At 51.6% G+C, this 24,142-nt stretch carries 22 protein-coding genes, 1 other RNA gene and 1 other annotated feature; of the genes, 11 read left to right on the top strand and 12 right to left on the bottom strand.

Annotation, left to right across the window (positions count from 1 at the left end):
* Positions 1-111 precede the first annotated feature (111 nt).
* The 6 genes from htpG to ATB02_RS01520 form a co-directional block, all read right to left on the bottom strand.
* Complete coding sequence (gene htpG, locus ATB02_RS01550) at positions 112-1,986, bottom strand: molecular chaperone HtpG (protein ID WP_000678201.1); 1,875 nt, start codon at positions 1,984-1,986, stop codon at positions 112-114.
* 109 nt (positions 1,987-2,095) lie between these two features.
* On the bottom strand, positions 2,096-2,701 hold the full coding sequence (gene recR, locus ATB02_RS01545; protein WP_001195025.1) for a recombination mediator RecR: 606 nt from the start codon (positions 2,699-2,701) through the stop codon (positions 2,096-2,098).
* Positions 2,701-3,030 (bottom strand): YbaB/EbfC family nucleoid-associated protein, encoded by a 330-nt coding sequence (locus ATB02_RS01540; protein WP_000467098.1) that lies wholly within the window; start codon positions 3,028-3,030, stop codon positions 2,701-2,703. Before ATB02_RS01540 ends, recR begins: the two co-directional genes overlap by 1 nt.
* Before the next feature lie 52 nt (positions 3,031-3,082).
* The gene (gene dnaX / locus ATB02_RS01535; protein WP_105270975.1) at positions 3,083-5,014 is read right to left on the bottom strand and encodes a DNA polymerase III subunit gamma/tau; all 1,932 of its coding nucleotides are present in this window, start codon (positions 5,012-5,014) and stop codon (positions 3,083-3,085) included.
* Positions 3,686-3,750, bottom strand: a sequence feature (DnaX frameshifting element). (Overlaps the previous gene by 65 nt.)
* 128 nt (positions 5,015-5,142) lie before the next feature.
* Positions 5,143-5,694, bottom strand: a complete 552-nt coding sequence (apt, locus tag ATB02_RS01530) for an adenine phosphoribosyltransferase (RefSeq protein ID WP_000127356.1) — start codon at positions 5,692-5,694, stop codon at positions 5,143-5,145.
* A gap of 152 nt (positions 5,695-5,846) precedes the next feature.
* Positions 5,847-6,224, bottom strand: a complete 378-nt coding sequence (locus tag ATB02_RS01520) for a DUF454 family protein (RefSeq protein ID WP_001188905.1) — start codon at positions 6,222-6,224, stop codon at positions 5,847-5,849.
* A gap of 69 nt (positions 6,225-6,293) precedes the next feature.
* On the opposite strand from ATB02_RS01520, the gene priC reads away from it, so the two are divergent.
* Positions 6,294-6,821, top strand: a complete 528-nt coding sequence (gene priC, locus ATB02_RS01515) for a primosomal replication protein N'' (protein ID WP_105270974.1) — start codon at positions 6,294-6,296, stop codon at positions 6,819-6,821.
* A 13-nt stretch (positions 6,822-6,834) separates the two neighbouring features.
* Complete coding sequence (rsmS, locus tag ATB02_RS01510) at positions 6,835-6,996, top strand: pleiotropic regulatory protein RsmS (RefSeq protein ID WP_000051146.1); 162 nt, start codon at positions 6,835-6,837, stop codon at positions 6,994-6,996.
* Between the two features lie 211 nt (positions 6,997-7,207).
* On the opposite strand, the gene mscK is transcribed toward rsmS, so the two are convergent.
* Positions 7,208-10,570 carry a mechanosensitive channel MscK gene (gene mscK / locus ATB02_RS01505; protein WP_105270973.1) on the bottom strand — a complete coding sequence of 1,121 codons (3,363 nt, stop codon included), beginning with the start codon at positions 10,568-10,570 and terminating at the stop codon, positions 7,208-7,210.
* Between the two features lie 127 nt (positions 10,571-10,697).
* A complete protein-coding gene (gene acrR / locus ATB02_RS01500; protein WP_000101739.1) occupies positions 10,698-11,345 on the bottom strand; it encodes a multidrug efflux transporter transcriptional repressor AcrR in 648 nt (215 codons plus the stop codon).
* A gap of 141 nt (positions 11,346-11,486) precedes the next feature.
* On the opposite strand from acrR, the gene acrA reads away from it, so the two are divergent.
* The 7 genes from acrA (at position 11,487) to pdeB (ending at position 20,040) form a co-directional block, all read left to right on the top strand.
* Entirely contained in the window at positions 11,487-12,680 is a 1,194-nt protein-coding gene (gene acrA, locus ATB02_RS01495; RefSeq protein WP_105270972.1) for a multidrug efflux RND transporter periplasmic adaptor subunit AcrA, read from the top strand.
* Between the two features lie 22 nt (positions 12,681-12,702).
* The gene (acrB, locus tag ATB02_RS01490; protein ID WP_001132494.1) at positions 12,703-15,852 is read left to right on the top strand and encodes an efflux RND transporter permease AcrB; all 3,150 of its coding nucleotides are present in this window, start codon (positions 12,703-12,705) and stop codon (positions 15,850-15,852) included.
* 546 nt (positions 15,853-16,398) lie between these two features.
* On the top strand, positions 16,399-16,773 hold the full coding sequence (gene tomB, locus ATB02_RS01485; RefSeq protein WP_000344800.1) for an Hha toxicity modulator TomB: 375 nt from the start codon (positions 16,399-16,401) through the stop codon (positions 16,771-16,773).
* Positions 16,774-16,798: 25 nt separating this feature from the next.
* Positions 16,799-17,017, top strand: coding sequence for an HHA domain-containing protein (locus ATB02_RS01480; protein WP_001291435.1), 219 nt, complete (start codon positions 16,799-16,801; stop codon positions 17,015-17,017).
* Between the two features lie 171 nt (positions 17,018-17,188).
* Positions 17,189-17,740, top strand: coding sequence for a maltose O-acetyltransferase (maa, locus tag ATB02_RS01475; RefSeq protein ID WP_105270971.1), 552 nt, complete (start codon positions 17,189-17,191; stop codon positions 17,738-17,740).
* 115 nt (positions 17,741-17,855) lie between these two features.
* Positions 17,856-18,326: a YlaC family protein gene (locus tag ATB02_RS01470; RefSeq protein WP_000136192.1), complete on the top strand. Its 471-nt coding sequence runs from the start codon at positions 17,856-17,858 to the stop codon at positions 18,324-18,326.
* A gap of 163 nt (positions 18,327-18,489) precedes the next feature.
* A complete protein-coding gene (gene pdeB / locus ATB02_RS01465; protein WP_105270987.1) occupies positions 18,490-20,040 on the top strand; it encodes a cyclic-guanylate-specific phosphodiesterase PdeB in 1,551 nt (516 codons plus the stop codon).
* Between the two features lie 41 nt (positions 20,041-20,081).
* On the opposite strand, the gene ATB02_RS01460 is transcribed toward pdeB, so the two are convergent.
* Positions 20,082-20,435: a DUF1428 domain-containing protein gene (locus tag ATB02_RS01460; RefSeq protein WP_000878140.1), complete on the bottom strand. Its 354-nt coding sequence runs from the start codon at positions 20,433-20,435 to the stop codon at positions 20,082-20,084.
* 119 nt (positions 20,436-20,554) lie between these two features.
* Positions 20,555-20,651: signal recognition particle sRNA small type (gene ffs / locus ATB02_RS01455), an RNA gene on the bottom strand.
* A gap of 162 nt (positions 20,652-20,813) precedes the next feature.
* Here ffs and ATB02_RS01450 point away from each other — a divergent pair.
* Entirely contained in the window at positions 20,814-21,125 is a 312-nt protein-coding gene (locus ATB02_RS01450; protein WP_198600571.1) for an MGMT family protein, read from the top strand.
* Positions 21,126-21,155: 30 nt separating this feature from the next.
* Here ATB02_RS01450 and ATB02_RS01445 read toward each other — a convergent pair whose 3' ends face one another.
* Positions 21,156-21,728, bottom strand: a complete 573-nt coding sequence (locus tag ATB02_RS01445; RefSeq protein WP_000779831.1) for a YbaY family lipoprotein — start codon at positions 21,726-21,728, stop codon at positions 21,156-21,158.
* A 217-nt stretch (positions 21,729-21,945) separates the two neighbouring features.
* Between ATB02_RS01445 and tesB the strand changes: the two genes are divergently transcribed.
* Entirely contained in the window at positions 21,946-22,806 is an 861-nt protein-coding gene (tesB, locus tag ATB02_RS01440; RefSeq protein ID WP_000075876.1) for an acyl-CoA thioesterase II, read from the top strand.
* 49 nt (positions 22,807-22,855) lie between these two features.
* Here tesB and amtB read toward each other — a convergent pair whose 3' ends face one another.
* Positions 22,856-24,142, bottom strand: a complete 1,287-nt coding sequence (gene amtB / locus ATB02_RS01435) for an ammonium transporter AmtB (protein ID WP_000685029.1) — start codon at positions 24,140-24,142, stop codon at positions 22,856-22,858.

Below are 24,142 nucleotides of genomic sequence, written 5' to 3'. Positions count from 1 at the left end.
GCCTCAAGAAAGGCACCTGGGGCTGAAACGGTTAATGGCGAGATAATTTGCGGAAAGGACAGATGATGAAAAGAAAAATGCCGGATGACACGAGGGTCATCCGGCATTATATCAGGAAACCAGCAGCTGGTTCATACGGCGAATAAACAGGTTCGGATCTTCCAGCGTACCGCGCTCTGCCAGCAGCGCCTGATCCAACAGTAATTCTACCCACTCGCTAAACTTAGCTTCATCTTCAGTATCTGCCGCACGTTTCACCAGTACGTGATCCGGATTCAGTTCGAAGATGTATTTCACTTCTGGCACTTTTTGGCCCGCTGCGGCAAACAGTTTCGCCATCTGAGTGCTCATTTCGTCAGCGTCGGTAGAGACAATCGCTGGCGTATCGGTCAGACGGTGGGTCAGACGCACATCTTTCACACGCTCGCCGAGCAGGGCTTTCACGCGGTCGATGAACGGAGTCAGTGCTTTCTCCGCTTCCTTCGCGCTCTCATCAACTTCGTCAGCCAGTTTTTCCAGCGACTCGTCAACTTTAGACACCGACTGGAACGGTTTACCGTCGAACTCAGTCAGATAGTTCATCATCCACTCATCGATGCGGTCGGAAAGCAGCAGAACTTCGATGCCTTTCTTACGCAGCAGTTCCAGGTGCGGGCTGCTCTTCGCTGCCGCATAGCTGTCTGCGGTGATGTAGTAGATTTTCTCCTGCCCTTCTTTCATGCGGGAAACGTAGTCTTCCAGAGACACGGTCTGCGCAGAAGAATCGGTATGGGTAGAAGCAAAACGCAGCAGTTTGGCGATCGCTTCCTGGTTAGCGAAATCTTCCGCCGGACCTTCTTTCAGCACCAGGCCAAACTGTTGCCAGAAGGTCTGGTATTTTTCCGCGTCGTCTTTCGCCAGTTTTTCCAGCATTTGCAGCACACGCTTGGTCAGCGCATTGCGCAGGTTGCGGGTTACCGTGCTGTCCTGGAGGATTTCACGGGAAACATTCAGCGGCAGATCGCTGGAGTCAATCAGACCACGCACGAAGCGCAGATAGTTCGGCATGAACTGTTCTGCGTCGTCCATGATGAACACACGCTGAACATACAGTTTCAGGCCGTGTTTATGATCGCGGTTCCACATATCCCACGGTGCCTGCGACGGAATGTACAGCAGGCTGGTGTACTCCTGCTTACCTTCAACGCGGTTGTGGCTCCAGGTCAGCGGATCGTTAAAGTCGTGGGCGATGTGTTTGTAGAACTCTTTGTACTCTTCGTCGGTGATTTCCGACTTGTTACGGGTCCAAAGCGCCTGCGCTTTGTTGATTTTCTCCCAGGAGATAACGGTTTCGCCGTCTTTCTCTTCGCGTTTTTCGATCTCTACCGGCAGCGCGATATGGTCGGAGTATTTGCTGATGATGGAACGCACACGCCAGTCATCGAGGAACTCATCTTCGCCTTCACGCAGATGCAGGGTGATTTCAGTACCACGATCTTCTTTGGTGATGTCGGCAACGGTGTATTCACCTTCGCCCGCCGATTCCCAGAACACGCCGTTTTCTGGTTTTTCTCCTGCCGCACGAGTACGCACGGTCACTTTGTCGGCCACGATAAACGCAGAGTAGAAACCAACACCGAACTGACCGATCAGCTGGCTGTCTTTCGCCTGGTCAGAACCCAGGGATTCGAGGAATGATTTGGTGCCGGATTTAGCGATAGTCCCCAGATGGTCAATTACTTCGTCGCGGGTCATCCCCACGCCGTTATCGGAGATGGTAAGCGTGCGCTTGTCTTTATCGAAAGAGACACGAACGCGCAGTTCGCCATCACCTTCGTACAGGTCCGGGTTGGAGAGCGCGCGGAAACGCAGCTTGTCCGCCGCATCGGAGGCGTTAGAGATAAGCTCACGCAGGAAGATTTCTTTATTGGAATAGAGAGAATGGATCATCAGGTGCAGAAGTTGTTTCACTTCTGACTGAAAACCACGAGTTTCTTGTCCTTTCATGTAGGTCTACCTCAATAATGCCATTTTAAGGTTAAAAACAGGATGAGGGAGAGATGGGGACAAGGGGGAATAATTTCAAGCGAGAGCAGGTGATCCTGCTCTCGTTTGCTTAAAAACGAATCTTATGACGCCCGGCAAGGGAGTGTGACAGCGTGGTGCCATCGACCATTTCCAGTTCGCCGCCAACCGGTACGCCATGAGCGATTCGGCTGGCTTCCACGTCATATTGCGCGCAAAGCTCGGCAATGTAGTTAGCGGTAGCTTCACCTTCAACCGTGGGGTTGGTGGCGAGGATCACTTCAGTGATTTTTTCCTCTGCCAGACGCTGTTCCAGACGATCAAGGCCGATATCATCCGGACCGATGCCGTCCAGCGGTGACAGATGTCCCATCAACACAAAATAACGACCTGAAAACTGCCCCGTCTGCTCAATGGCGTAAATGTCCGCCGGACTCTCCACCACGCAGATTTGACCGTTTTCCTGACGACGCGGATTCGAACAGATGTTACAGACTTCCTGTTCGGTGAAGGTGCGGCAATCGGCGCAGTGGCCGATTTCCGACATCGCCCGGGTGAGCGCCTGCGCCAGACGCATCCCGCCGCTACGATCGCGCTGAAGCAGCGTGAACGCCATACGCTGCGCCGACTTCGGGCCAACGCCCGGCAGACAGCGCAGTGCTTCCATAAGCTGTGTTAACAGCGGGCTGGTTTGCATCAGAACGGCATCTTAAAGCCAGGCGGCAGCTGCATTCCGGAGGAAACAGAGGCCATTTTTTCTTTCTGCGTTTCTTCGATACGACGTGCTGCGTCGTTGAATGCTGCAGCCACCAGGTCTTCCAGCATCTCTTTGTCGTCTTCCAGCAGGCTCGGGTCGATCTCTACGCGACGGCAGTTGTGTGCACCGTTGATGGTCACTTTTACCAGACCTGCGCCAGATTCGCCGGTCACTTCCAGCTGCGCGATCTCTTCCTGCATTTTCTGCATTTTTTCTTGCATCTGCTGGGCTTGCTTCATCAGGTTACCCAGACCGCCTTTACCAAACATAGGTTTCTCTCTCAATCACGTTAAGGATGACGAACGTAAGCTGTGCTTACGATCAAATGGGGCGGATACTTTCTTCATCCAGCTCCGCATCGAAGAACCGACGCAGGGTCTGAATATTATTATCCGCAATAATGGACTCGCGCGCCTGCGCAAGTTTTTCTTCGTATATCGCCTGACGCCATTCCAGCGGCGTGCGCACCGCGGGATTATCATCTTCAACGATAGTCAGTTCAACCGTTGAACCTTTTAACGTGCTCAACGCTTCAGCCAGTTTTTGCTGTGCACCGCGGTTGTTTAAATGCCGCTGAGAGGAGCGCAAATGCAGGCATATTGCGTTGTCGCTCTCCTCTTTCCAGGCATTTAACGCCACCTGTTCGACCAGTTTTGGTAGCGAAAGTTGGCTCACCTGTGCCGCCCAAGGATCGCGCTCAATGGCTTCTGCCGCCAGCTTTGCCGCCAGTTCCGGCGTTTTTTCATGTTCCAGCGCTTTTTTCAGCGCCTTCGGCGTGGCGACCACTTCTTTTTGCTGCATCACTGGAGTGGTCGCCTTCCAGCGATACGCTTCTTTTTTGGCTGGTGCTTTTTCCAGCGCCGATGGCACCAGACGCGCCTGAACGCGATCGGTGACCGAAGCCAGTCTTTCCAGCGCAGCGTTATTCACCGGCCGCGCGCGGGTAGCGGCTGCCGGTTCACTCTTTTTTGCTTTGGTTGCTCCCTGTGCGCGCTGCAGTTGTTGGCGCGCCGCCAGCACCTGGCTGGTGGTTTCTGAGAGCGGTACAGTCGGTGCCTGCTGCGGAGCTGATTGCGGTTGCGGCGGCACCTGGGTTGGCGTCATTACTGCCGTTGGCGCGACGGGCGCAAAAGACTGGCGTGGCACTTCTGGCTCAGGCAGCGGCATACGCGGATGAAACGCCAGTGCGCGCAACAGCGTCATCTCAACGCCCATGCGGCGGTCCGGCGCATACGGTAATTCTTTGCGACCAATCAACAGCGTTTGATAGTAAAGCTGAATATCCGTCGGCGGTATGGTGCGCGCCAGTTCACGCATCCGCAGCTCGATGGCGGCCATGTCGTTGCCCAGCGCAGCAGGGGAAAGTTGCACCATTGCAATGCGGTGCAACAGGCCGAGCATTTCTACCAGCAACGCTTCCCACTCAATACCACGAGCGGCGGCTTCATTAATCAGCGACATTACACGCTCGCCGTTGGCTTCAACCATCGCTTCAACCAGCGACAGCGCCTGATCGTCGTCAAGCGTACCCAGCATCGCACTGACCGCCTGGGTTGAAACCTGGCCGTCACCGCTGGCAATTGCCTGGTCGGTTAAACTTAGGGCATCTCGCAAGCTGCCTTCAGCGGCGCGCGCCAGCAGTTGCAGCGCCCGCGGCTCGTGAGCGATATGTTCTTCGTTGAGGATGTGCTCAAGCTGATGGCGAATTTGCTCGACATCCAGCGCCTTGAGATGAAATTGCAGGCAGCGTGACAAAATCGTCACCGGCAATTTCTGCGGATCGGTCGTCGCCAGCAGAAACTTGACGTGCTCCGGCGGTTCTTCAAGGGTTTTTAACAGTGCGTTAAAGCTGTGGCGCGACAGCATATGCACTTCGTCGATCAGATAAACTTTAAAACGACCACGCGCTGGCGCGTACTGGACGTTATCCAGCAGGTCGCGGGTATCTTCGACTTTGGTACGCGAGGCGGCGTCGATTTCAATCAGATCGACAAAGCGCCCCTGCTCGATTTCACGACAGTTATCGCACACGCCGCACGGCGTCGCGGTAATGCCGGTTTCGCAGTTTAGCCCCTTCGCAAGCAGTCGGGCGATAGAGGTTTTTCCGACGCCCCGGGTGCCGGAAAAAAGATAAGCATGATGAATACGCCCTAACGACAAGCCGTTCGCCAGTGCGGTCAGCACATGTTCCTGGCCGACGACGTCAGCAAAGGTTTGTGGGCGCCATTTTCGGGCTAAGACCTGATAACTCATTGGCAGGCTCTGAAACGCTGGAAGGTGGATTCACGAAGGGGTAATGCTAACACAGCCCCGTCAGAACGGCGAGGCTGAATGCACATCTTGTGCTGCCCGTAGCGTGAGCAGCGCAAGACTGACGATAATTAATGGCCCGGGAACGGAACAAGGCTGTAGCTGGTAATGCCCTGTTTTTCGAGACGCTGTTCGCCGCCGAGATCGAACAGGTTGATAATGAACGCAGCATCAGCCACTTCACCACCCAGACGACGGATCAGTTTAACGGTCGCTTCGATAGTGCCGCCGGTTGCCAGCAGGTCGTCCACCACCAGAACTTTGTCGCCCGGTTTGATGGCATCAACGTGGATTTCCAGCTGATCGGTGCCGTATTCCAGATCGTAAGTTTCACTGATGGTCTCACGCGGCAGTTTGCCCGGTTTACGGACCGGTACAAAGCCAACGCCCAGACCCAGAGCTACCGGAGCGCCAAACAAGAAGCCACGCGCTTCGGTGCCGACAACTTTGGTAATACCCGCATTTTTGTAACGCTCAACCAGTAAGTCGATGCTGAGAGCGTAAGCTTTCGGGTCTTCCAGTAAGCTGGTGACATCGCGGAAAAGAATGCCGGGTTTTGGGTAGTCCTGAATGCTTTTGATGCTATTTTTGAGATACTCAAGCTGCTGTGCAGTCGCGGTCATAAGTGTATGCCTGCTTGTTACGGTGGTACTCACGGCGCGTTTTAAACGTATCAAAAGTAACAGTTGTTTAACCTTTGACCGCCTGCGCCTGTGCTCGAAAACGCCAGAATGTACTGGCTGTACGCAATAATTGCAACTGCGATTGTTGTGCTTCAGTGCTTTTCTTGCTTTTCATCAATCACCGGAATTCGCCACATATAAAAAAGCAAACAGGCGAGAATTACCAGCAACATGATGCGCACCCATGGCATCTGGACGAACCACAGAGAAATGGCAAACGTGAGCAAAATAAGCAAAATCGCCCGCGGTTTGACGCCGCGCGGCATCGCATGATGTTTCTGCCAGAAACGTAGATAGCTGCCAAACCATGAGCGGTACAGCAACCAGGCGTGAAAGCGCGGGGAAGAACGGGCAAAGCACCAGGCCGCCAGCAGGATAAACGGCGTCGTCGGTAATACCGGTAATACCACGCCCAGCGTACCCAGCACTACCGCCAGCCAGCCAATGATGATTAAAATGATTCGTTGCATATTGAGTGTTGTCAGCTTACAGAGTGGCTACTTTAGCATAACAATTATCATTTTCATTGAGGTCTTATCGTGAAAACCGCCCTGCTGCTGGAAAAACTGGAAGGACAGCTCGCCACGCTGCGTCAGCGTTGTGCCCCGGTAGCGCAATTTGCCACGCTAAGTGCCCGTTTTGACAGGCACCTTTTTCAGACCCGTGCGACAACGCTACAGGCATGCCTGGAAGAAGCGGGAGATAATTTGTCCGCGCTTCGCCATGCAGTTGAGCAACAGCAACTGCCACAAGTGGCATGGCTGGCGGAACATCTGGCGACGCAACTGGAAGCCATCGCGCGAGAAGCCTCCGCCTGGTCCTTGCGCGAGTGGGACAGTGCGCCACCGAAAATTGCCCGCTGGCAGCGTAAACGTATTCAGCATCAGGATTTTGAGCGGCGACTTCGTGAGATGGTTGCCGAACGTCGAGCCCGCCTGGCGCGGGTGACCGATCTCGTGGAACAGCAAACGCTGCATCGTGAAGTCGAAGCCTATGAAGCGCGCCTGGCACGCTGCCGCCATGCGCTGGAAAAAATCGAAAACAGGTTAGCGCGTTTAACCCGCTAGCAATGGAGAGAGTATGTCACTGGAAAATGCCCCTGACGATGTCAAACTGGCTGTCGATTTGATTGTGCTGCTGGAAGAAAATCAGATCCCAGCGCGCACCGTGCTGCGCGCGCTGGATATTGTAAAACGCGATTATGAAAAGAAATTAACGCGCGATGATGAGGCGGAAAAGTGAGAAATAAATGGGGCCGCTAAATGTCCCCTAAGATTGCGGGCAAACGCAAAACTGCCTGATGCGCTACGCTTATCAGGCCTACACCGCTCCTGCAATATATTGAATTCTTGCGGTTTCGTAGGCCGGATAAGGCGGTCACGCCGCATCCGGCATGAACAACGCGCACTTTGTCAGTAATCTCGGGGCAACTAAATGTCGCCCCCTTTGGTTATTACCCTACCGCTGGTGTCGGATCGTCGCCCTTGTAGTCACGTTTTACTTCCGTTACTTCATCGCCCTTCTCGTTGTGCAAATGCACTTCAAGCTGGTTAAAGGCAATGTTGATGTCGTTTTCACGGCACAGCTGATCGATAGTACGGTTCAGCTCATCGACAGTACGACTGCGGTCACGCAGTTCACGCACATACAGACGCAGCTCATGATCCAATGTGCTGGCACCAAACGCCGTAAAGAAGACTTCCGGCATTGGTTCGTGCATCACCCTTGGATGCTCAGTCGCCGCCTTCAGCAATACTTTACGCACTTTTTCCAGATCGGAGCCATAGGCCACGCCCAGACGGATCACCAGACGCGTGGTGGTGTCGGTCAACGACCAGTTGATGAGACGCTCGGTAACAAACGCTTTGTTCGGGATGATAACTTCTTTGCGATCGAAATCGGTAATCGTTGTCGCACGAATGCGGATCTTGCTGACCGTCCCGGAGAAGCTACCAATGGTTACCGTATCGCCAATGCGTACCGGACGTTCGAACAGGATAATCAAACCAGAGACGAAGTTACCGAAGATCTCTTGTAAACCAAAACCAAGACCTACGGATAATGCCGCCGCCAGCCACTGGAGTTTATCCCACGAGACGCCCAGCGATCCGAACACCGTCATCGCACCAACGGCAATAATGATGTAGTTAAGGATGGTAGTAATGGCATAAGACGCGCCCTGGCGCATGTTCAGGCGCGAGAGCACCAATACTTCCAGCAAACCTGGCAGGTTGCGAATCAACGCCCAGGCTACCATTGAGGCGATAATCGCAAACAACAGACTGCCCATGGTGACGTTTTTCACCACCGCAGCGCCAGCTTCAGTGCCGTTGTAATGCCAGAGCGTGATGCTGTCGAGATAGCTGAACACAGTGATCAAATCTGACCAAATTGCCCAGAACATGACACCGAACAGCGCAAACATCAGCAACATAGTAATACGCAGCGTCTGTTGGTTAACCTGCTCCAGTGCAATGGTAGGTTCTTCCGGCGGTTCGGCCCCTTCTGCGCCCTCTTTCACCAGATTCTGTCGACGCGCCAGCGCACGACGCCAGGCGATACGCCGCGCCGCTACGCTTAAGCCGCGCAATACCGTCTGGTACAGCAGGTTCCAGATGATCACCAAATAAACGGTTTCAATCCAACGCCCGGAGAGGCGCAGCGTGGTGTAGAAATAACCCGTGGCGGTCAGCACCATCAACGCAATCGGGATTATCGACAGTATGGTAATGGTGACAAGTCGCATGGTGTGCGACTCTTTATCACGCCAGCTTTCGCGGCACATTGGCCATACCAGGAAGGCAATCAGCAGCAGGTTGAAGAAAATCATCGCCTGCCCCAGCACATCATCCATCAGATGCAGCGGGGAAAGTTCTGCCACCACAGACCAGAAATGGATAGGCAGCAACGCGAGACTGATGCGGACAATTTGCCGACGCCAGTGGCTGGTCTGCTGTTCCGGCATGCCGAAGTGACGCACGGCAACACCGTTTTTCTCCAGCACTTTCCAGCACAGGCCAAACACCAGCCAGAAGATCGCCAGTTTTTTACAGAACGACCACAGCAGTTCGCTGATGTTGAGCTGCATGGTTAGCAGAATCAGACCAACCGCAAGAATAATCAGACATACCGGCAGTGCGCGAATCAGGTCGATAAGGATCGCTTTTGGTGTGTTGAGCTGGCTGTCGTTACGCAGGGAACCCACAGCGGAAGCCAGTTTTTGTTGATACGCTTTCAGCCATCCCAGACGCCAGTGGATCAGCCCGGCAATTAATAGCAGTGGTAAACCAGCGAGGAAAGCGATAAAGACGGCAGGCCAGGCTTTTTCCCAGTTTACCGTGATCTTCATCGACTTAAATTCATCTTTCAGCGTTTGTGGGAACGCTTTGATCCAGTCCCAGTCCATTGGACGGTTACTGTTCACCCAAAAGATTTGCTGAGTCAGGATCGATTTCAGGTTTTTCGACACGCTCATTAACTGCTGCTGGTTGATTTGCAGGTTAATGGCCATCATCAGCTGGTTACCCAACTGTTTATTAAGCTGATCCAGCAGTTCGCGACGCATATCCACAACCTGGAGTAATGCGTCATGAACTTCACTGTTAACTTCGTTGGCGTGGCCTTCTTCCAGCTTGTTAACGAACGCATCACTCTGGAAGAGCGCATCACGCTGCTGGTTGACTTCAAACTGTTCGAGACGCAAATCCGCGATGCGGTTGGTCATGTTTTCCAGTTCATCCGCCGAGGGCAGCGTTTGTTGTTGCTGGTAAAGGATACGAGACAACAGCAGACTGCCCTTCAGGACGGCAATCTGCTCTTTAATATTGCGTTCCGATTGCAGCGCCCGCTCCAGCCAGTTTTTGACTTTAATGTTTTGCTGCATCAACTGATTACCGTTTTCAGTCGCGGTAATCAGACGCTGACTTAACTGCTGGTTAATTTCCAGTTCCTGCTTCACCAGCGGATTAGCCTGAATACGTGCAGCTTCATCCGGAGAGACGGCTTCCTGCGCCGTTTTTTCGGTTAAGGTCAGGCGCTTACTGTTTACCGCTTCTTGCAACAGTTGCAACTGGTGTTCCAGACGAGCACTGTTCGCCGTCACGTAATCACGCTGCTTTTGCAAGGTATCCTGTAAGACGGTGTTCCCTTCCAGGCTTTTTCGCTGCTGGTCAATCTCAGCATTCAGCAAAACCTGCTGGGCCTGCATCAACACTTTCTGGCTGGGACGTAAGGCAGTATCGCCAACATCAGTGCCATCCAGGCGGCTGCGAATTTGTTGCAGCTGCTGCGAAGCGTTATACATCGCATTTTGCACGCGTTCGGGCTGCGTCTGTAACGAAACCAGCTGGCTGTTATAAGACGCCAGATCGTTTTGTGCGTTTTGCAAATCGTCCAGCGCCTGGGCAACGCGAGTTTCCAGCTGGCGCAACGAAAGCGTGCTTAGAATTTTGCGCGTTTCTTCGTCGTTATCGACATCGCTAAGTGCTGTTAACGCCGCGGTCGCCTGACGCATTTTTTCCGGCGCTTCAGCGACTTTTTGCCGTAGCTGAACTGTCTCTTCTTTTATGCGATCGATTTTATCGAGGGTGGCTAATGTATCTGTCAGATCCTGCTGCACCAGTTTGTCCTGAGCAGAAAGATCTTTTTGTTTATTCAGTGAGTCAAGTTGTGCCTGCAGGTCCGCTTTTGTCGGCAGATCACCATTCGATGGCGCCCGCGCAAACGCCGCATTCTGGCATAACAAGACCAAAACAAAAGCAATGAATGCTGAAAAAACAAAATGCCGTGATCGTTTGTAATACTGGAACATAGTCATGATGAATGAAGGTTTCTGAACCTGAAGAACGACCTGAAAAAGTCAAACCGCAAGAATATCACGACGCAATGAACCAGAATAGCAACGGCGAAAATGTCCAGGAAAAATCCTGGAGTCAGATTCAGGGTTATTCGTTAGTGGCAGGGTAACGAAGCGTGGGGCACAGGAGATACATCTCCAGTAAGATGGCGACGTAATCGCGAGCTTCTTTTTTAAGATCAAAAGATTGCGGGGCAAAGAGCCAGTTTTCCATCAGGCCGGAAATATAGCCACGCATAATAATTGCTGCGCGACGTGTCATTAAATCCGCAGGCAACATTTTTGCTTCAATACAATGTTTTAACGTTTGTTCTATACGGTCATAACTTTCCAGACAGAGATTACGTTGTGCCTGTTGCACAACAGCCATTTCTCCGACAAATTCGCATTTATGGAATATAATCTCCATCAATAATCGACGCCGTTCTTCTGTCACCGTGGATTCAAGAACATGAATTAATATCTCTCTTAATACTGAGAGTGGATCGCCAGGGAATTTTGCCTGATACTCAAGCTCTAGTTCACCAATATTGGATTCTGACAGTTCCCAGATCTCACTGAACAAATCCGACTTGTCTTTAAAATGCCAGTAGATTGCACCGCGCGTAACGCCAGCTGCTTTTGCAATCTCACCCAGCGAGGTGGATGATACCCCCTGCTGTGAGAAAAGACGTAGAGCCACATCGAGGATGTGTTGGCGCGTTTCCTGCGCTTCTTGTTTGGTTTTTCGTGCCATATGTTCGTGAATTTACAGGCGTTAGATTTACATACATTTATGAATGTATGTACCATAGCACGACGATAATATAAACGCAGCAATGGGTTTATTAACTTTTGACCATTGACCAATTTGAAATCGGACACTCGAGGTTTACATATGAACAAAAACAGAGGGTTTACGCCTCTGGCGGTCGTTCTGATGCTCTCAGGCAGCTTAGCCCTAACAGGATGTGACGACAAACAGGCCCAACAAGGTGGCCAGCAGATGCCCGCCGTTGGCGTAGTTACAGTCAAAACTGAACCTCTGCAGATCACAACCGAGCTTCCGGGTCGCACCAGTGCCTACCGGATCGCAGAAGTTCGTCCTCAAGTTAGCGGGATTATCCTGAAGCGTAATTTCAAAGAAGGTAGCGACATCGAAGCAGGTGTCTCTCTCTATCAGATTGATCCTGCGACCTATCAGGCGACATACGACAGTGCGAAAGGCGATTTAGCGAAAGCCCAGGCTGCAGCCAATATCGCGCAATTGACGGTGAATCGTTATCAGAAACTGCTGGGTACGCAGTACATCAGTAAGCAAGAGTACGATCAGGCTCTGGCTGATGCGCAACAGGCGAATGCCGCGGTAACTGCGGCGAAAGCTGCCGTTGAAACTGCGCGTATCAATCTGGCTTACACCAAAGTCACCTCTCCAATTAGCGGCCGCATTGGTAAGTCAAACGTGACGGAAGGTGCCCTGGTGCAAAACGGTCAGGCGACTGCGCTGGCAACCGTGCAGCAACTTGATCCGATCTACGTTGATGTGACTCAGTCCAGCAACGATTTCCTGCGCCTGAAACAGGAACTGGCAAATGGCACGCTGAAACAAGAGAACGGCAAAGCCAAAGTGTCGCTGATCACCAGTGACGGCATTAAGTTCCCACAGGACGGTACGCTGGAGTTCTCTGACGTTACTGTCGATCAGACCACCGGGTCTATCACCCTACGCGCTATCTTCCCGAACCCGGATCACACTCTGCTGCCGGGTATGTTCGTGCGCGCACGTCTGGAAGAAGGGCTTAATCCAAACGCCATTTTAGTCCCGCAACAGGGTGTAACCCGTACGCCGCGTGGCGATGCTACCGTACTGGTGGTAGGCGCGGATGAAAAAGTGGAAACCCGTCCGATCGTTGCAAGCCAGGCTATTGGCGATAAGTGGCTGGTGACAGAAGGTCTGAAAGCAGGCGATCGCGTAGTAATAAGTGGGCTGCAGAAAGTGCGTCCTGGTGTCCAGGTAAAAGCACAAGAAGTTACCGCTGATAATAACCAGCAAGCCGCAAGCGGTACTCAGCCTGAACAGTCCAAGTCTTAACTTAAACAGGAGCCGTTAAGACATGCCTAATTTCTTTATCGATCGCCCGATTTTTGCGTGGGTGATCGCCATCATCATCATGTTGGCAGGGGGGCTGGCGATCCTCAAACTGCCGGTGGCGCAATATCCTACGATTGCTCCGCCGGCAGTAACGATCTCCGCCTCCTACCCCGGCGCTGATGCGAAAACAGTGCAGGACACGGTGACACAGGTTATCGAACAGAATATGAATGGTATCGATAACCTGATGTACATGTCCTCTAACAGTGACTCCACGGGTACCGTGCAGATCACCCTGACCTTTGAGTCTGGTACTGATGCGGATATCGCGCAGGTTCAGGTGCAGAACAAACTGCAGCTGGCAATGCCGTTGCTGCCGCAAGAAGTACAGCAGCAAGGGGTGAGCGTTGAGAAATCGTCCAGTAGCTTCCTGATGGTTGTCGGCGTTATCAACACCGATGGCACCATGACGCAGGAGGATATCTCCGACTACGTGGCGGCGAATATGAAAGACGCCATCAGCCGTACGTCGGGCGTGGGTGACGTTCAGCTGTTCGGTTCTCAGTACGCGATGCGTATCTGGATGAACCCGAATGAACTGAACAAATACCAGCTAACGCCGGTTGATGTCATTACCGCCATCAAAGCGCAGAACGCCCAGGTTGCTGCCGGTCAGCTCGGTGGTACACCACCGGTGAAAGGCCAACAGCTTAACGCCTCTATTATCGCTCAGACGCGTCTGACCTCTACTGAAGAGTTCGGCAAAATCTTGCTGAAAGTGAATCAGGATGGTTCCCGCGTTCTGCTGCGTGATGTGGCGAAAATTGAGCTGGGTGGTGAGAACTACGACATCATCGCAGAGTTTAACGGCCAACCGGCTTCCGGTCTGGGGATCAAGCTGGCAACCGGCGCGAACGCGCTGGATACCGCTGCGGCAATCCGTGCTGAACTGGCGAAGATGGAACCGTTCTTCCCGTCAGGTCTGAAAATTGTTTACCCGTACGACACCACACCGTTCGTGAAAATCTCTATTCACGAAGTGGTAAAAACGCTGGTCGAAGCGATCATCCTCGTGTTCCTGGTTATGTATCTGTTCCTGCAGAACTTCCGCGCGACGTTGATTCCGACCATTGCCGTACCGGTGGTATTGCTTGGGACCTTTGCCGTCCTTGCCGCCTTTGGCTTCTCGATAAACACGCTAACAATGTTCGGGATGGTGCTCGCCATCGGCCTGTTGGTGGATGACGCCATCGTTGTGGTAGAAAACGTTGAGCGTGTGATGGCGGAAGAAGGTTTGCCGCCAAAAGAAGCCACCCGTAAGTCGATGGGGCAGATTCAGGGCGCTCTGGTCGGTATCGCGATGGTACTGTCGGCGGTATTCGTACCGATGGCCTTCTTTGGCGGTTCTACTGGTGCTATCTATCGTCAGTTCTCTATTACCATTGTTTCAGCAATGGCGCTGTCGGTACTGGTGGCGTTGATTCTGACTCCGGCTCTTTGTGCCACCATGCTGAAACCGATTGCCAAAGGCGATCACGGAGAAGGTAAAAAAGGCTTCTTCGGCTGGTTTAACCGCATGTTCGAGAAGAGCACGCACCACTACACCGACAGCGTAGGCGGTATTCTGCGCAGTACGGGGCGTTACCTGGTGCTGTATCTAATCATCGTGGTCGGCATGGCCTATCTGTTTGTGCGTCTGCCAAGCTCCTTCTTGCCAGATGAGGACCAGGGCGTATTTATGACCATGGTTCAGCTGCCAGCAGGTGCAACGCAGGAACGTACGCAGAAAGTGCTCAATGAGGTAACGAATTACTATCTGACCAAAGAAAAGAACAACGTTGAGTCGGTGTTCGCCGTTAACGGCTTCGGCTTTGCGGGACGTGGTCAGAATACCGGTATTGCGTTCGTTTCCTTGAAGGACTGGGCCGATCGTCCGGGCGAAGAAAACAAAGTTGAAGCGATTACCATGCGTGCAACACGCGCTTTCTCGCAAATCAAAGATGCGATGGTTTTCGCCTTTAACCTGCCCGCAATCGTGGAACTGGGTACTGCAACCGGCTTTGACTTTGAGCTGATTGACCAGGCTGGCCTTGGTCACGAAAAACTGACTCAGGCACGTAACCAGCTGCTTGCAGAAGCAGCGAAGCACCCTGATATGTTGACCAGCGTACGTCCAAACGGTCTGGAAGATACCCCGCAGTTTAAGATTGATATCGACCAGGAAAAAGCGCAGGCGCTGGGTGTTTCTATCAACGACATTAACACCACTCTGGGCGCTGCATGGGGCGGTAGCTATGTGAACGACTTTATCGACCGCGGTCGTGTGAAGAAAGTTTACGTCATGTCAGAAGCGAAATACCGTATGCTGCCGGATGATATCGGCGACTGGTATGTTCGTGCTGCTGATGGTCAGATGGTGCCGTTCTCGGCGTTCTCCTCTTCTCGTTGGGAGTACGGTTCGCCGCGTCTGGAACGTTACAACGGCCTGCCATCCATGGAAATCTTAGGCCAGGCAGCACCGGGTAAAAGTACCGGTGAAGCAATGGAGCTGATGGAACAACTGGCGAGTAAACTGCCTACCGGTGTTGGCTATGACTGGACGGGGATGTCCTATCAGGAACGTCTCTCCGGCAACCAGGCACCTTCACTGTACGCGATTTCGTTGATTGTCGTGTTCCTGTGTCTGGCGGCGCTGTACGAGAGCTGGTCGATTCCGTTCTCCGTTATGCTGGTCGTTCCGCTGGGGGTTATCGGTGCCTTGCTGGCAGCCACCTTCCGTGGCCTGACCAATGACGTGTACTTCCAGGTAGGCCTGCTCACAACCATTGGGTTGTCGGCGAAGAACGCGATACTTATCGTCGAATTCGCCAAAGACTTGATGGATAAAGAAGGTAAAGGTCTGATTGAAGCGACGCTTGATGCGGTGCGGATGCGTTTACGTCCGATCCTGATGACCTCGCTGGCGTTTATCCTCGGCGTTATGCCGCTGGTTATCAGTACTGGTGCTGGTTCCGGCGCGCAGAACGCAGTAGGTACCGGTGTAATGGGCGGGATGGTGACCGCAACGGTACTGGCAATCTTCTTCGTCCCGGTATTCTTTGTGGTGGTTCGCCGCCGCTTTAGCCGCAAGAATGAAGATATCGAGCACAGCCATACTGTCGATCATCATTGATACAACGTGTAATCACTAAGGCCGCGCAAGCGGCCTTTTTTAGATGCATAACCTACGAGTTGAATGGGGAACTGAACAATCAACTCAGAATCTCATATGAAAACCAGTATTAACTTCGCATAAAATTCATAAAAAATACTGATTGTTAGTTAATTTATATTAAGCAGGGCTAATAGATTTAATAATCCATAATCATTTAGAGGCTTTTCTTAATTATTTGCGGTAATTCTTTATTCATTCCTCGGTTATTACGACATATTCAGAGCATTCCTGGTATTAGTGTGACCAATTTCATCAGGCGATAATCTTGAAATGTTATGAACAGTTCGAGCAAACTGCTTTTACCTGCAGCGGGTTGGTGCTAGTATGAAAAAATGAGTCCTATCCCGCTTCCTTCCTATTTGTAATTTTTCGTAATAATGCGATGAAAACCTGCAAAGAGTGGCTTATAGTTAAGCTAACAAACGAGAGGGCAAGTCCAGGTCAGTAAGTTTTTTCCATCCCGAAAGGTGTCCGTTAGTTCAACCGCTAAGAAGGGGACGCGTTATGGATGAATACTCACCCAAAAGACATGATATCGCACAGCTTAAGTTTCTCTGTGAAACCCTGTATCATGATTGCCTTGCAAACCTTGAAGAAAGCAACCATGGCTGGGTTAACGACCCAACCTCGGCGATCAACCTCCAGTTGAATGAACTGATTGAGCATATTGCGACCTTCGCACTTAATTACAAAATTAAGTATAATGAAGACAATAAGCTCATTGAGCAGATCGACGAATATCTGGATGACACCTTTATGTTGTTCAGTAGTTATGGTATTAATATGCAGGATCTTCAAAAATGGCGGAAGTCAGGTAATCGACTATTCCGTTGTTTTGTCAATGCGACGAAAGAGAATCCTGCGAGTTTATCTTGTTAGAATTATTACAACCATGGGTAGAAGTATGTCCGAAAAACCTTTAACGAAAACCGATTATTTAATGCGTTTGCGTCGTTGCCAGACAATTGACACGCTGGAGCGTGTTATCGAGAAAAATAAATACGAATTATCAGATAATGAACTGGCGGTATTTTACTCAGCCGCAGATCACCGCCTCGCCGAATTGACTATGAATAAACTGTACGACAAGATCCCTTCCTCAGTATGGAAATTTATTCGCTAATAAATAATTGGCTTTCGGAGCTATAACCAGCTGTTTATTAAGAATTTTATACTTTATCGCCATGAAGGCGCACCCTATGTGATCTTCATCACACAGACGTAATGGGAACGTTCTCTTCACTGACTTTTCGTCTTACTGTGTTGCCGCATTTTCAGCAACCGGAGGTCAGTAATGAGCACAGAAAAAGAAAAGATGATTGCTGGTGAGTTGTATCGCTCGGCAGATGAGACGTTATCTCGCGATCGCCTGCGCGCTCGTCAGCTTATTCACCGATACAATCATTCCCTGGCGGAAGAGGAAACATCACGCCAGCAAATTCTCGCTGATTTATTCGGTCAGGTGACAGAGGCTTATATTGAGCCAACGTTTCGCTGTGACTATGGCTATAACATTTTTCTCGGCAATAATTTTTTCGCCAACTTCGATTGCGTGATGCTTGATGTCTGCCCTATTCGCATCGGTGATAACTGTATGTTAGCGCCAGGTGTTCATATCTACACGGCAACACATCCCATCGACCCTGTAGCACGTAATAGCGGTGTTGAACTGGGGAAACCCGTTACCATCGGTAATAACGTCTGGATTGGCGGACGCGCAGTCATTAACCCTGGTGTGACCATTGGTGATAACGTCGTGGTAGCCTCAGGTGCAGTTGTCACAAAAGATGTCCCGGACAATGTTGTCGTGGGCGGTAATCCAGCCAGAATCATTAAAAAATTGTAACCTGTTTTTCGCAACTGTTATGCAAAATCGTGGCAAATCTGTTACTTTCCCTCTACTATTCCCACGTTAAAATAGGGTGTTCCCTGGAAAGTTGCAGATACCACGAAGGCAAACGATGACCGAAATACAACGCCTGCTGACCGAAACGATTGAGTCTCTGAATACCCGCGAAAAACGCGACAACAAACCCCGCTTTAGTATCAGTTTTATCCGTAAACATCCGGGGCTGTTTATCGGTATGTACGTTGCTTTTTTTGCCACCCTGGCGGTGATGTTGCAGTCCGAAACGCTGTCAGGCTCTGTCTGGCTACTGGTTGTATTATTTATCCTGCTTAATGGTTTCTTCTTTTTCGATGTCTACCCACGCTACCGCTATGAAGATATCGACGTGCTGGATTTCCGCGTTTGCTATAACGGCGAATGGTACAACACGCGCTTTGTACCTGCCGCGCTGGTTGAAGCCATCTTGAACTCTCCGCGTGTCGCGGATGTTCATAAAGAACAACTGCAAAAAATGATCGTCCGTAAAGGTGAACTGTCTTTTTACGATATTTTTACCCTCGCTCGCGCCGAATCAACATCTTAAGTTAGGGTTACATACCAGGCGTAAAGCTCTACGCCTGGTCAAATGACAACGATCGTTTCCACCCATCGCTTCATGAAATACCAGCTCTACCTCCTTATCTCCTGCCAGCCTTTTTCCACAATCAGATATACTTTCCCTACACTGTGTTAATAAGGACATGCTGGTGAGAACACGACATCTGGTCAGCCTGATTTCGGGAGTACTGATTCTTTCAGTATTACTGCCTGTCGGCTTAAGCATTTGGCTGGCCCATCAGCAAGTACAAACATCGTTTATTGAAGAGCTGAATACTTATTCCTCCCGCGTCGCTATTCGGGCCAATAAGGTGGCGACACAAGGGAAAGATGCTCTGCAGGAGCTGGAAAGGTGGCAAGGTGCGGCCTGTAGCGCAGCCCATCTCATGAAAATGCGTCGGGTATCTTACAGTTATCGCTATATTCAGGAAGTGGTCTATATCGATAACAACGTTCCCCAGTGTTCGTCTCTGGAGCATGAAAGCCCACCCGATGCCTTCCCCGAGCCAGGTAAAATTTCGAAAGATGGTTATCGGGTCTGGTTAACATCGCATAACGATTTAGGCATTATCCGTTACATGGTCGCCATAGGAACGGCACATTATGTCGTCATGATCGACCCCGCTTCCTTTATTGATGTCATTCCCTATAGCTCATGGCAAATTGATGCCGCCATTATTGGCAATGCCCATAATGTTGTCATAACCAGCAGCGATGAAATTGCTCAGGGAATTATTACCAGGCTACAAAAAACACCCGGTGAGCATATCGAAAATAATGGAATTATTTACGATATCCAGCCCTTCCCGGAGATGAATATTTCGATCATCACCTGGGCTTCAACGAAAATGTTGCAGAAAGGCTGGCATCGGCAAGTCTTTATTTGGTTACCGCTCGGGTTGGTGATTGGCCTGCTGGCAGCGATGTTTGTGCTGCGTATTTTGCGCCGTATCCAGTCACCGCATCATCGGCTGCAGGATGCTATCGAAAATCGTGATATTTGCGTGCACTATCAGCCGATTGTCTCCTTAGCCAATGGCAAAATTGTCGGTGCTGAGGCACTGGCGCGCTGGCCGCAGACAGACGGTAGTTGGTTGTCACCAGATAGTTTTATTCCGCTGGCACAGCAAACGGGGCTTTCTGAGCCGTTGACGCTACTGATTATAAAAAGTGTCTTTGAAGATATGGGCGACTGGCTGCGTCAGCATCCGCAGCAGCATATTTCGATCAATCTTGAATCCACCGTGCTCACCTCGGAAAAAATCCCGCAATTGCTGCGTGAAATGATCAATCACTATCAGGTTAATCCCAGACAGATCGCGCTTGAACTCACTGAACGCGAGTTTGCCGATCCGAAAACCAGCGCCCCGATAATTTCTCGCTACCGGGAGGCGGGCCATGAAATTTATCTCGATGATTTTGGTACGGGGTATTCAAGTTTAAGCTATTTACAGGATCTGGATGTCGACATTCTGAAGATCGATAAATCTTTCGTTGATGCGCTGGAATATAAAAATGTCACGCCACATATCATCGAAATGGCAAAAACACTGAAACTGAAAATGGTAGCGGAGGGAATCGAAACCAGTAAACAAGAAGAGTGGCTACGCCAGCATGGCGTGCACTACGGCCAGGGCTGGCTCTATAGCAAGGCATTACCGAAAGAGGATTTCTTACGCTGGGCCGAACAACATTTGTGAATTTTAGGGCTGACGGCACGCCGCACAGCCCGTCACGCTACCTACTCGTCGATGATTGACTCGAATCCGCCATAGATCATTCGCTTGCCATCAAACGGCATGGACTCGCCGAACTCCTTCATCCGTGGGTCCGACATCATCTTTTGATTAGCAGCGTCGCGGACCTCTTTTGAAGGGTATTCAATCCAGCTAAAGACAACCTCTTCATTCTCTTCCGCTTTCACCGCCATACGAAAATCGGTCACTTTGCCATCCGGTACATCGCTGGCCCAGCATTCGACAATACGAAGCGCGCCAAACTCTTTAAACAATGGCGCGGCCTTAGCGGCCATTTCCCGATAGGCATCCTTTTTATCGGCAGGAACGGCAACCACAAAACCATCAACATACTTCATCAGACATACCTCCGAAGCGTACTGCGCAGCCAGACAATTCTTGCGACGTCAGTTGTGGTTAAAGTTTAGCCATGTTGGGATTTTTTGACGAAACGGGGGAAGGCAGAAATGGGTGGGGGCCCTGCCAGCTACATCCCGGCACACGCGTCATCTGCCTTGGCTGCTTCCTTCCGGACCTGACCTGGTAAACAGAGTAGCGTTGCGGGAGAACCAACAGAGCCCCCATTGAGAGCGTTGAGAACCAACGCGCAGGCGCATTATCACTGCTGCCCCGGCTAATTGCAACCCATTGCGTGCCAGATGCTGGTTTCTTGCGCAATGCGGCTTCACTCGGGCGTTTTTCCAGATTATGCTGAAAAATTACCTCAGGAAGAAAAGATGGAAAAAGAAGATTCATTTCCCCAACGCGTCTGGCAAATCGTAGCCGCTATTCCCGAAGGCTATGTCACCACTTACGGTGAAGTCGCGAAACTGGCGGGATCGCCCCGCGCCGCGCGCCAGGTAGGTGGTGTGTTAAAGCGTCTCCCGGAAGGCAGCACCTTGCCCTGGCACCGGGTGGTTAATCGCCACGGCACAATTTCGCTAACCGGACCGGATTTACAGCGTCAACGGCAGGCATTACTGGCAGAAGGCGTGATGGTATCGGGAAGCGGACAAATCGACTTACAGCGTTATCGCTGGAACTACTAACCCTCTCCGGGCGGAGAGGGTTAACTTCGCTTAATATTGCGTAGGAGCTGGAACTGCCGAAGACGGATTCACCTGAGTTGGTGAAGTCGAAGGTACGGTAGTCGTTGCGCCACCGCTGGCCTGAACCGGCACGGCGGTTTGCTGCACCGGCACCAATGTCAGGTCAGCTTTAGTTCCGCCCTGGTTGATCACTGGCTGAACGGTATCGGTAATAAATACCAGTTTGTCATTCACGGTAATCGCCGCACTCAACAGAATACGCGCGTTCGGCTGAACGTCTGCCGGGTTAAATGGCAGAACAAAGCTGAATGGTGACTGTTTACCTTCAGTACGCACCGCTTTTTGAGCCAGCACTTTTGACGGTGCATCGGCTAATGATGCGTCAGAAAGTGTCACGGTCAGCACGGCATCAGGCGGCAGTGCGACTTTCTGACGGATCCAGACGGTACCGGAAACATTCGGTTGCTGGATAGCAGGTTGCTGTGTTGCTGAAATAGACGTATTTGCAGCCGGTGCTGGCGTCTGAATATCCGCGCTTTTATCTGCGCAAGCCGCCAACGCAATCGCAACCGCTAAACCACTGGCCATGTGCACGAGTTTCATTCACTTCTCCTTATTATCAATGCACCAGCGGGCTAACTTTCCTCGCCGGAAGAGTGGTTAACAAAATAGTAACGTCAACAAGTGTGGCACACATCACGCATTTCTGCCTGTAATTGGCTAGTAATTCAGACTATTGCACCCATCGGACCAGTGGCAAATTTGCGTTATACTCAACTCACTTTGGCTTGCTGCGGCAGCTTTGTTACTGGAGAGTTATATGAGTCAGGCGCTAAAAAATTTACTGACATTGTTAAATCTGGAAAAAATTGAGGAAGGACTCTTTCGCGGCCAGAGTGAAGATTTAGGTTTACGCCAGGTGTTTGGCGGCCAGGTCGTGGGTCAGGCCTTGTATGCTGCAAAAGAGACCGTCCCTGAAGAGCGGCTGGTACATTCGTTTCACAGCTACTTTCTTCGCCCAGGCGACAGTAAGAAGCCGATTATTTATGATGTCGAAACGCTGCGTGACGGTAACAGCTTCAGCGCCCGCCGGGTTGCTGCTATTCAAAACGGCAAACCAATTTTTTATATGACTGCCTCTTTCCAGGCACCAGAAGCGGGTTTCGAACATCAAAAAACAATGCCGTCCGCGCCAGCGCCTGATGGCCTGCCTTCGGAAACGCAAATCGCCCAATCACTGGCGCACCTGCTGCCGCCAGTGCTGAAAGATAAATTCATCTGCGATCGTCCGCTGGAAGTCCGTCCGGTGGAGTTTCATAACCCACTGAAAGGGCATGTCGCAGAACCGCATCGTCAGGTATGGATCCGCGCAAATGGTAGCGTGCCGGATGATCTGCGCGTTCATCAGTATCTGCTCGGTTACGCTTCTGACCTTAATTTCCTGCCGGTAGCTCTACAGCCGCACGGCATCGGTTTTCTCGAACCGGGGATTCAGATTGCCACCATTGACCATTCCATGTGGTTCCATCGCCCGTTTAATTTGAATGAATGGCTGCTGTATAGCGTGGAGAGCACCTCGGCGTCCAGCGCACGCGGCTTTGTGCGCGGTGAGTTTTATACCCAGGACGGCGTGCTGGTTGCCTCGACCGTTCAGGAAGGGGTAATGCGTAATCACAATTAAAAAAAACAGCCGGAGGTGAAAACCGTCCGGCTGTTTTTTGCAGTGCTTATTACGCGTTATAGGCATTTTCGCCGTGGCTGTTGACGTCCAACCCTTCTCGCTCCTGTTCTTCCGGTACACGCAGACCAACCGTCAGATCCGCCAGTTTGTAGCCAATAAACGCCACCACACCGGACCAGACAATCGTAATGGCAATGCTTTCCAGCTGTACCAGCAACTGATGGCCCATCGTCACACCTTCAGCGAAGCCCACGCCGCCCAGCGAGCTGGCGGCAAAAATCCCGGTCATGATACAGCCGACAATGCCACAAACGCCGTGCACACCGAAAACATCGCAGGGATCATCCACCCGCAGCAAGCGTTTGAGCATGGTAACGCCCCACAAGCCCGCCAGACCAGCGACTACGCCGATAATCAACGCGCCGCCAACACCAATGTAGCCACAGGCTGGCGTCACGCCGACCAGACCGGCAATCGCGCCAGAACACGCCCCCAGCAGTGAAGGCTTACCGCGCAGCGCCCATTCACCGAAGATCCAGCCAAGAATTGCCGCCGCCGTTGCGACCACAGTGTTCACAAATGCCAGTGCTGCAATTTCATTCGCCGTGCCCGCTGACCCGGCGTTAAAGCCAAACCAACCGATATAGAGAATGGCAGTACCGGTAAAGACCATCGGCAGGTTGTGCGGTTTAAACGCCTCTTTGCCGAAGCCCACGCGTTTGCCAATTAGATATGCGCCCACCAGACCAGCAATTGCGGCGTTAATGTGCACCACCGTGCCACCCGCGAAATCCAGCGCACCGTGAGAAGCCAGCAAACCACCGCCCCAGACCATATGCGCAATCGGAATGTAAGAGAGCGTCAGCCACACCACCACGAAAATCAGCACAGCTGAGAAGCGGATCCGTTCCGCCAGCGCCCCGACGATCAAGCCTACGGTAATGCAGGCAAACGATCCCTGAAACGCCACGTGGATATACTGATAAATGCTGCCCATCACCGCCGTCAGTTCGATGTTTTTCAGCATCAACCAGTTAATGTTGCCAAAGAAGTTGTTGCCCTCACCAAACGCCAGCGAGTAACCGTAAACCACCCAGAGAATACAGACCAGTGCAAACGTCACCGTCACCTGCGTCAGCATCGACAGCACGTTTTTGCCGCGAATTAACCCACCGTAAAACAGGGCAATCCCCGGAATAGTCATAAACAGCACCAGCGCAGTACAAATCATCATAAACGCATTGTCGGCTTTATCGGCCACCGCAGGTGCAGCCATTACCAGTCCCGGCAGCATCGCCAGTGAAGCAAGCCCAGTTTTTATCGTCGCTATCTTCAT

This window comes from Escherichia sp. MOD1-EC5189, from assembly GCF_002966045.1.
GTDB lineage: Bacteria > Pseudomonadota > Gammaproteobacteria > Enterobacterales > Enterobacteriaceae > Escherichia > Escherichia coli_F.
The sequence above is the reverse complement of the archived record's forward strand: the minus strand, read 5'-3'. Positions and strand labels throughout refer to the sequence as shown.